Source organism: Rhodococcus sp. Eu-32 (genome assembly GCF_003336925.1).
GTDB classification, from domain to species: Bacteria; Actinomycetota; Actinomycetes; order Mycobacteriales; family Mycobacteriaceae; genus Rhodococcoides; species Rhodococcoides kyotonensis_B.
Map to the genome: position 1 here is coordinate 230,573 of NZ_QGNK01000009.1, position 8,712 is coordinate 239,284.

6 protein-coding genes and 1 rRNA gene are annotated in these 8,712 nt (G+C 62.0%); 6 read left to right on the plus strand and 1 reads right to left on the minus strand.

The window, feature by feature from the left end:
* The first annotated feature begins 53 nt into the window (after window positions 1–53).
* Genes DK926_RS13640 through DK926_RS13665 form a run of 6 tightly spaced genes read left to right on the plus strand, consistent with a single transcriptional unit; the run spans window position 54 to window position 8,360 of the window.
* Complete coding sequence (locus tag DK926_RS13640; RefSeq protein WP_114330848.1) at window positions 54–1,136, plus strand: ABC transporter substrate-binding protein; 1,083 nt, start codon at window positions 54–56, stop codon at window positions 1,134–1,136.
* Window positions 1,133–1,939 (plus strand): ABC transporter ATP-binding protein, encoded by an 807-nt coding sequence (locus DK926_RS13645; RefSeq protein WP_114330849.1) that lies wholly within the window; start codon window positions 1,133–1,135, stop codon window positions 1,937–1,939. Before DK926_RS13640 ends, DK926_RS13645 begins: the two co-directional genes overlap by 4 nt.
* A complete protein-coding gene (locus DK926_RS13650) occupies window positions 1,932–2,780 on the plus strand; it encodes an ABC transporter permease (protein ID WP_114330850.1) in 849 nt (282 codons plus the stop codon). The genes DK926_RS13645 and DK926_RS13650 overlap by 8 nt, the downstream gene beginning before the upstream one ends.
* 10 nt (window positions 2,781–2,790) lie before the next feature.
* Complete coding sequence (locus DK926_RS13655) at window positions 2,791–4,113, plus strand: LLM class flavin-dependent oxidoreductase (RefSeq protein ID WP_068430138.1); 1,323 nt, start codon at window positions 2,791–2,793, stop codon at window positions 4,111–4,113.
* A gap of 10 nt (window positions 4,114–4,123) precedes the next feature.
* Window positions 4,124–5,047, plus strand: a complete 924-nt coding sequence (locus DK926_RS13660; protein WP_114330851.1) for a TauD/TfdA family dioxygenase — start codon at window positions 4,124–4,126, stop codon at window positions 5,045–5,047.
* Between the two features lie 55 nt (window positions 5,048–5,102).
* Window positions 5,103–8,360: a DEAD/DEAH box helicase gene (locus DK926_RS13665; RefSeq protein WP_114330852.1), complete on the plus strand. Its 3,258-nt coding sequence runs from the start codon at window positions 5,103–5,105 to the stop codon at window positions 8,358–8,360.
* A gap of 226 nt (window positions 8,361–8,586) precedes the next feature.
* Here DK926_RS13665 and rrf read toward each other — a convergent pair.
* Window positions 8,587–8,703: ribosomal RNA gene (gene rrf / locus DK926_RS13670) — 5S ribosomal RNA — on the minus strand.
* Window positions 8,704–8,712: the final 9 nt, after the last annotated feature.

The window sequence follows — 8,712 nt, forward strand, 5'->3', positions numbered from 1 at the left end:
CGAGCTGATTCTGACCCTGGACCGGTACCGGACGCATCCGTACCTTCGTCACAATGTCAGGAAACACGCTGTATCGCAGACTGATCCGCACACTCGCCGCGGTCAGCGCTTTGTTGATGTCTGTATCACTGGCCACAAGCTGTGCGGGCTCGTCCGAACCGGAGAAGACGCTCGACGGCCGAACCGTCCTGCGGTATCAGGGATCGACCGGACAGGTCACGTTTCCCGAACTCGCCGAGAACCTCGGATATTTCGACCGGATAGCGCTGAACTGGGTAGGTGACACCACCAGCGGACCGCAGGACATCCAGTCCGCCGCGACAGGTGACACCGAGTTCGGCGGTGCGTTCAACGGTGCAATCGTCAAACTCGCGGCCGCGAATTCTCCTATCCAGTCGGTACTTTCGTATTACGGCGCCGACAAGGAGACGTTCAACGGATTCTACGTTCTCGACGACAGCCCGATCCGAACGGCACGAGATCTCATCGGCAAGAAGGTCGCGATGAACACACTCGGCGCGCACGCGGAGTTCGTCATCAGAGAATGGCTGGCACAGCAGGGACTGTCGAAAGACGAGATAGCACAGGTCGAATTGACTGTCGTCCCGCCGGTGAACACCGAACAAGCACTACGGCAAGGCCAGATCGACGTCGGAACCCTCGGATCGGTCTTCCGGCAGACCGCCGTCCAACGAGGTGGTTTGCGCGAACTCTTCACCGACGAATCACTGTACGGGACCTTCTCGTACGGAACCTACGTTCTGAGAAAGGATTTCATCGCAAAGAACAAGGACGACGTCGCCGACTTCGTCCAAGGTGTCGCCCGCGCGATCCGATGGACACAGACCGTTCCGCGCGACGAGGTGATCGCACGCTACAAGGACATCATCACCAATCGGGGACGCAACGAGAACCCCGATCTGGTCGATTACTGGCGCAGCTCGAGCGTCGCGCCGGCCGGCGTGATCGCCGACAAGGAGTTCCAGATCTGGATCGACTGGCTGAAGCGCAACGAGGACCTCGGCGACGACATTCAACCGTCCGATATCTACACCAACGAATTCAATCCGTATTCGAACGGTACCTACCCACCGAACAGCGACCCCGACGGTCGAGCGTTGCAGGAGACGAAATGACCATTCCGAAACTGACTTTGGACGGCGTCACCAAGCAATTCGACGCTCGTGGCGAACACGAGAAGTTCACGGCAATCGACGACATCACTCTCGACGTCGCGCCAGGCGAATTCCTCGTTCTGGTCGGGCCGAGCGGTTGCGGCAAATCGACCTTGCTGGACCTTCTCGGCGGCCTCAGCGATCCGACGCGTGGACGAATTCTGCTCGACGGCAATCCGATCCACGGGCCCGGCCTCGATCGCGGCATCGTCTTCCAACAGTACGCACTACTCCCCTGGCGTACCGCGAGACACAACATCGAATTCGGTCTGGAAGCAAAGGGACTACCGAAGAACGAGCGCCGCGCCGTCGCGCAGCATTACCTCGAACTCGTGGGTCTCGACGCCTTCGCCGACCGCTATCCACACGAGTTGTCCGGCGGCATGAAGCAGCGCGTCGCAATCGCACGTAGCCTCGCGTTCGATCCCGAAGTCCTACTGATGGACGAGCCGTTCGCCGCACTCGACGCCCAGACGCGCGAATCGCTGCAGGACGAACTGCTCCGCATCTGGAAGGCAACCGGCAAGACGGTCGTCTTCATCACGCATGGCATCGACGAGGCAATCTACCTGGGCCAACGCGTCGCCGTTCTGACGTCACGGCCAGGCCGCATCAAAACCGTCGTAGACGTCGCCATCGATCGTACGGTCGACGACGTCCGTTCCGACGCGCAGTTCCGATCCTTGCGCCACCACATCTGGACGCTGCTTCACGGTGAAGTCGAGCGCGCACAGTCCGTCGAACTCGAGGTGTCCCATGGTTGATCTCAAGCCCACGCCGACGAAAGTCGTTCGTACAGAGCCGATTGCCGCAGAGTCGGCTGAGCCGTCATTGCATCGACAGGGCGCGTCGATGGTGTGGCGCATCGTCAAGCCGTTGCTCGCCATCGCGGCCTTTCTGGCCCTGTGGGAGCTCGCACCCAGATTCGGCCTCGTCGACGAGGTCTTTCTTCCGCCCTTCTCGGTCGTCGCCGAAGCGTTCGTCGAACTCGTCGTCAACGGGCAACTGTGGGAACATCTGTCCGCCAGTCTGTCTCGTGCGCTGACAGGTTTCGCCGTTGCCATAGTCGTCGCCGTTCCTCTCGGCGTCGCGATCGCCTGGTACAAACCTGTGGCCGAGTTCCTCGGCCCGATCCTCGAACTGTTCAGAAACACAGCGGCATTGGCTCTCTTGCCGGTGTTCATCCTGATCCTGGGTATCGGCGAGACTTCGAAGATCTCACTCGTTCTGTACGCCAGCACATTCCCGATTCTGCTCAACACCATCTCGGGTGTGCGCACCGTCGACCCGTTGCTGATCAAATCCGCTCGATCACTCGGTTTCTCACCGCTGAGGCTGTTCCAGAAAGTCGTGTTGCCCGCAGCCGTACCGACGATCTTCACCGGGGTCCGGATGGCAGCCGCGTCGTCGATCCTCGTTCTGATCGCCGCCGAGATGGTCGGCGCAAAAGCAGGTCTGGGGTACCTGATCACAGCGTCGCAGCTGAACTTCCAGATCCCGAACATGTATGCCGGCATCCTCGCGATCTCACTCGTCGGACTGACGTTCAACGGTGTCATCGTCGCCGTCGAGCGACGCATCTCGCGCTGGCGCCCGACTCACTGAAAGGGAAGTCATGACCGAACGAAAACAGCTTCACCTCAATGCATTTCTGATGGGAGTCGGGCATCACGAAGCCGCGTGGCGCCACCCTCGTACCGACGCACACAAGGTGCTCGACGTCGAACATTTCCAAGACCTCGCACGGTTGGCCGAGCGCGGGAAGCTCGATTCGGTGTTCTTCGCCGACAATCTCGCTACCGGGCCTCGGGTGAAGAACAACGCACCGGCGATCTTCGAACCGATCACGTTACTGACGGCGATGGCCACCGTGACGAGTCATGTCGGACTGATCGCGACGGCATCGACCGGTTACAACGAACCATTCACTCTCGCTCGCAAGTTCACGTCGCTCGACCACATCAGTGGCGGACGCGCCGGTTGGAACATCGTCACCTCGGGAGGCGTCGACGAAGCAGCCAACTTCGGCTACGACGAAGTCCCCGATCACGCGGGGCGTTATGATCGCGCAGCCGAATTCGTAGACGTGGCAACGGCACTGTGGAACAGTTGGGAACCGGATGCGTTGGTGCTCGACGAGGAGACCGGCACCTTCGCCGACGCCGACAAGGTCCGGACGATCGACCACGTCGGCGATCGATTCGCAGTCCGTGGCCCGCTGAATTCCCCTCGGTCCGTTCAGGGTCGACCTCTGCTGGTGCAGGCCGGCTCGTCGGAGAGCGGAAAGAACTTCGCTGCGCGGTATGCCGAAGCCGTCTTCACGGCACAACGGACGCTGGTCGAAGGTCAGCAGTTCTACAGTGACCTGAAAGCCCGATTGGCCTCGTACGGCCGCGGGGCCGACGACCTGAAGGTGCTCCCCGGCATCGTCCCGTACCTCGCGTCGACGGAGGCCGAAGCACGTGCGCTCGAGGCCGAGTTCACCGATCTCATATCGCCGGAATACTCTCTGCGACAACTGTCGTGGATGCTCGGTACCGATCTCAGCGCTCATTCCCTCGACGAACCGCTGCCGACGCTACCCCCGATCGAGAACATCCGCGGCAACAAGAGCCGCTACCAACTCGTGAAGAACCTGGCCGAATCAGGGAACCTCACCGTCCGTCAGTTGATCGGGCTCTTGGGTGGCGGACGCGGCCACCGCACGTTCACAGGAACACCGGAGCAGCTGGCCGACGAGTTGGAACTGTGGTTCGACGGCGGAGCGGCGGACGGATTCAACATCATGCCACCGTTCCTGCCCGGCGGCCTCGAGCTCTTCGTCGACCACGTCGTGCCGATTCTGCAGCGCAGGGGGCTGTTCCGCACCGATTACACCGAGAAGACACTCCGAGGTCATTACGGCCTCACTCCGCTCGCGTCTCCGACGTCCGTCTGAAAGGGATTACATGTCAACCACGTTCGCGATACCGACCACCGAGCAGGTCCAGGTCGTCAAACTCGGACAACACATCGGAGCCCGAATCGACGGTGTCGCCCTCGGGACCGACCTCGACGCGTCGACCATCGATCTCGTTCAGCACGCTCTCGCCGAGCACAAGGTCGTCTTCTTCCGCGGCCAGCATCACCTCGACGACGAATCGCAACACGCATTCGCCGAACTTCTCGGTACGCCCACCACCCCGCACCCGACGGTCACGTCCCGCGGCATCAAGACGCTCGCCATCGACTCGGAGTACGGCAAGGCCAACAGCTGGCACTCGGACGTCACCTTCGTCGATCGCATCCCGAAAGCATCGATTCTGCGTGCGGTCTCACTCCCGGACTATGGCGGGACGACGACGTGGGCCTCCACGACGGCTGCCTACAATGCCCTTCCGGATTCGCTGAAGGCGCTCGCCGAGAACCTGTGGGCAGTGCACAGCAACGTGTACGACTACGCCGCAACATCGGCCTCACGGATCGCCGACGAGAAGACCACCGAGTATCGCAAGGAGTTCCAGTCGACGTACTACGAGACGGAGCACCCCGTCGTACGGGTCCATCCCGTCACCGGCGAGAAGACGCTCCTGCTCGGGCATTTCGTCAAGAACTTCGTCGGGCTGGGCACCGCGGAGTCACGAGCGATCTTCGACGTTCTTCAGGCGCGGATCACCGAACTGGAGCACACCACGCGGTGGTCGTGGCAGCTCGGCGACGTGGCGATCTGGGACAACCGCGCAACGCAGCACTATGCCGTCGCGGACTACGACGACCAGTACCGACGCCTCGAACGGATCACGCTGGCCGGAGATGTTCCTGTCAGCGTCCGTGGAGAACGCAGCCGTGTGATCGAAGGGGACGCGTCGCACTACTCGATCGTCGAGGACTGAACCAGCGGGTCCCTCGACCCGGATCTGTCGGTGGGTAGTTCTATCTTCTGCGGCCATGACGATCCCAGCGATGGACGACCTCGATTTCGACGCTCTCGAAGTTCGCTTCGGCAGCGCAGTATTTGCACGCGGAACCCAGTACTTCGACGAGGGCCGAGTCGGGTACGTCGAATGGAACGAAGCGGCTTCGACGCTGACCGCATCGGTGCGTGGCAATCGTGCGACGCCGTACGCGACGTCGATATCGGTGGGCATCGAAGCGGGTCGAATGTGCAGTGTCGACTACGGACGATGCAACTGCCCCGTCGTCTTCAACTGCAAGCACATCGTCGCGACGCTCCTTCAAGCACGCGCCGACGGTCGAACGACCGCGCGAGCCACGCACGGACTTCCGATCGTCGGCCACTGGACGCAGGCGCTGGCCCCGATTCGTCGCGTCGGAGAAGAACGTCGGCAACGCGGATTCGGGCTCCAACTGGGAGCACAGCCGTCGAGCGGGCGATCCGATGCAGTCGGATTGTTCGCTCGGCCGGTTCGTTTCGACAGTCGCGGAGCGTGGTTCACCAGAGGTGTCTCGTGGTCGTCACTGTCCGCGACCTCCGACCATCGGCTCGAACGACAGAGCGAGATTCTGCGAGAGCTGCACGCGCTGTCCAGAGTTCGTGCGCACGTCGTGATCCGGCATTTCTACGAGGCTCACGACGCGTCACTCGTCGATTTGTCCGAGGTACCAGGTCGCGTGTTGTGGAGTCTGCTCGACGAGGCACGCGATGCCGGTGTCACGTTGGTCCATACCCGGCGCGAACTCGGTGAAATTCCCTGGCCGGGGACCGCGGCGTTCGTCGTCGACATCACGGGCGACGACATCGGCACTCTCACACTCCAGGGACGCGTCACCGTCGACGACGAGACCATTCCGTCCGAGAGACGACGGTTCGTCGGTTCCGATAACGCGGGGATCGTCTATTGGGACGCCGGATCCGACTACACCACCCACGGCTTTCGCCTGGCTGCTCTCTCCCAGTCCGTTCCTGCGGCACTGAGGCGGGTGTCGAACTCGTCTCTGCCCCTGACCATTCCGGTAGCCGACCGCACCGACTTCGCGGTGAACTACCTCCCAGCACTCGAACGCGACAGTACGATCGTTTCCTCTGACGCGTCGTACACCCCACCGGTATTTGCCGGTCCGGATCTGCACATCACTGTCACCCATATCGGCGGTAGCCGACTGACCATCAGCGCACTGTGGCGTTACTACCTGGACGACCGTGAGTTCGACTATGCCGCCGACGTACTCGGCGCCGGCGACGGCCTTCGAGACGCGGCGTCGGAAATTGCATTGCTACGGTCCGTGCTCGATCTGTTCGGCAGGAACGATTCGAGCCCGGGTTTGTTCACGCCGTTCACCGTCGCAGACACCGAGGCCGCGCTCTTCGTCGTCGACGTCCTGCCGCAGCTCGATGGCTACGACAACGTGCACGTGTCGACGATCGGTGACGTTCCCGACTTCGAGGACGTGAGCGACGACGTCGGCGTGGCCGTGTCGACCGAAGCACTGACCAACGACAACGATTGGTTCGACCTCGGAGTCGTCGTCACCGTCGACGGGACCGACATTGCGTTCGCGAGTGTCCTCACCGCGATCACGCGCGGCGCCACACACATGCTGTTGGACGACGGCCGATTCTTCTCCCTCGCCCGGCCATCGCTCGAGAAGCTGCGTCGGCTCGTCCAGGAGGCACGTGACCTGCAGGACGATCCCGAAGGGCCATTGCGGATCAGCAGATATCAAGCATCGCTGTGGGAGGAACTCGCCGAAATCGGTGAGGTGACGCGTCAGGCCCACGCGTGGCGTCAACAAGTCGCCGCTCTGCTACAGCTCGACTCGGTCCCGGCTCAAGACCCGCCTCCAGGTCTCGACGCCGTCCTTCGTCCCTATCAGGTCGACGGCTACTCCTGGCTGTCGTTCCTGTGGACCCACGGTCTCGGGGGCATCCTCGCCGACGACATGGGACTCGGGAAGACTGTACAGACGCTCGCCATGATCGTCGACGCCAAGGAGAAGGGTGCGTTGACGGCACCACTGGTCATCGTGGCGCCGACAAGCGTCGTACACAACTGGGCACGGGAAGCAGCAAGGTTCGCACCCTGCCTCACCGTGGCGACGGTCGCAGAGACCCGAACGCGACGACGATTCTCCGTCGCCGAGATCGCGGCAGGCGTCGATGTCGTGGTCACGTCGTACACGGTATTTCGACTCGACTTCGACGACTTCGACGCTGTCCCCTGGTCCGGACTCGTCCTCGACGAGGCGCAGTATGTGAAGAACCACAAAGGCAAGACCTACCACTGCGCACGACGGCTCTCGGCGAACTTCAAACTCGCCATCACCGGAACTCCCATGGAAAACAACCTCATGGAGCTGTGGGCGCTGTTGTCGATCACCGCACCCGGATTGTTTCCGTCACCGACCCGCTTCATCGAGCACTACCGAACACCGATCGAGAGAAACGGCAACGTCGACGTTCTGACCACTCTCAGGCGGCGTATCAAGCCTCTCGTCCTCAGACGGACGAAAGAAATTGTGGCTCAGGATCTTCCGCCCAAGCAGGAACAGATCATCGACGTCGACCTGCATCCCCGCCATCGCAAGGTGTACGAGACACGACTCGCCAGGGAGCGGCAGAAGATACTCGGTTTGCTCGACGACTTCGAACGAAACCGCGTCATCATTCTGCGTTCGCTGACTATTCTGCGGCAGTTGAGTCTCGACGCATCCCTCGTCGACGACACGCATGCCGACATCCCCAGCGCCAAGATCGACGAGTTGGTCACCCAGCTGCGCGACGTCGTCGACGGCGGTCACCGCGCGCTCGTCTTCAGCCAGTTCACCCGTTTCCTCGGACGTATCCGAGACAGGTTGGAGGATGAAGGAATCGAACTAGTCTACCTCGACGGAACGACCCGCAACAGAGCCGACGTCGTCGAACGCTTCACATCAGGAGACGCTCCCGTCTTCCTGATCAGCCTCAAGGCCGGTGGGGTCGGATTGACGCTCACAGAGGCCGACTACTGCTTCATCATGGATCCGTGGTGGAACCCCGCCACGGAGGCGCAAGCAGTGGACCGAGCTCACCGAATCGGCCAGACCCGAACGGTATTCGTCAATCGATACGTCGCGCGAAACACGATCGAAGAGAAGGTCATGGATCTGAAGGTGCGGAAAGCGAAGCTCTCCGCCAGCGTCCTGGACGACGGCGGCGCGTTCTCCGGGAGTCTCAGCGCGGACGATATCCGCGGGCTGTTCGAGTGATCAGCTTGCGCATCGATGGTCCGTGGCAGCGGGTAGACGGGGTGGATGGTTCATTCATGCGGACGCCCTGCCGCCGCCGCGGCCGGTGAGGGCATGGATGGTCCGTGGCAGCGGGTAGACGGGGTGGATGGTTCATTCATGCCGTTCGCCGGCCGGGGTGACTGTGTGGGTGTGGAATGCAGAACACCCCGCAACCGGGGGGTTGCGGGGTGTTGCGCGATGTTGTGCACGGCGGTGTCCTACTCTCCCACACCCTGTCGGGTGCAGTACCATCGGCGCTGGAGGGCTTAGCTTCCGGGTTCGGAATGGGACCGGGCGTTTCCCCTCCGCTATGGCCGCCGTAACTCTGTGA

Coding starts and splice junctions, on each gene's coding strand:
- DK926_RS13640 (WP_114330848.1), top strand. CDS start 54: ATGTCAGGAAACACGCTGTATCGCAGACTGATCCGCACACTCGCCGCG.
- DK926_RS13645 (WP_114330849.1), top strand. CDS start 1,133: ATGACCATTCCGAAACTGACTTTGGACGGCGTCACCAAGCAATTCGAC.
- DK926_RS13650 (WP_114330850.1), top strand. CDS start 1,932: ATGGTTGATCTCAAGCCCACGCCGACGAAAGTCGTTCGTACAGAGCCG.
- DK926_RS13655 (WP_068430138.1), top strand. CDS start 2,791: ATGACCGAACGAAAACAGCTTCACCTCAATGCATTTCTGATGGGAGTC.
- DK926_RS13660 (WP_114330851.1), top strand. CDS start 4,124: ATGTCAACCACGTTCGCGATACCGACCACCGAGCAGGTCCAGGTCGTC.
- DK926_RS13665 (WP_114330852.1), top strand. CDS start 5,103: ATGACGATCCCAGCGATGGACGACCTCGATTTCGACGCTCTCGAAGTT.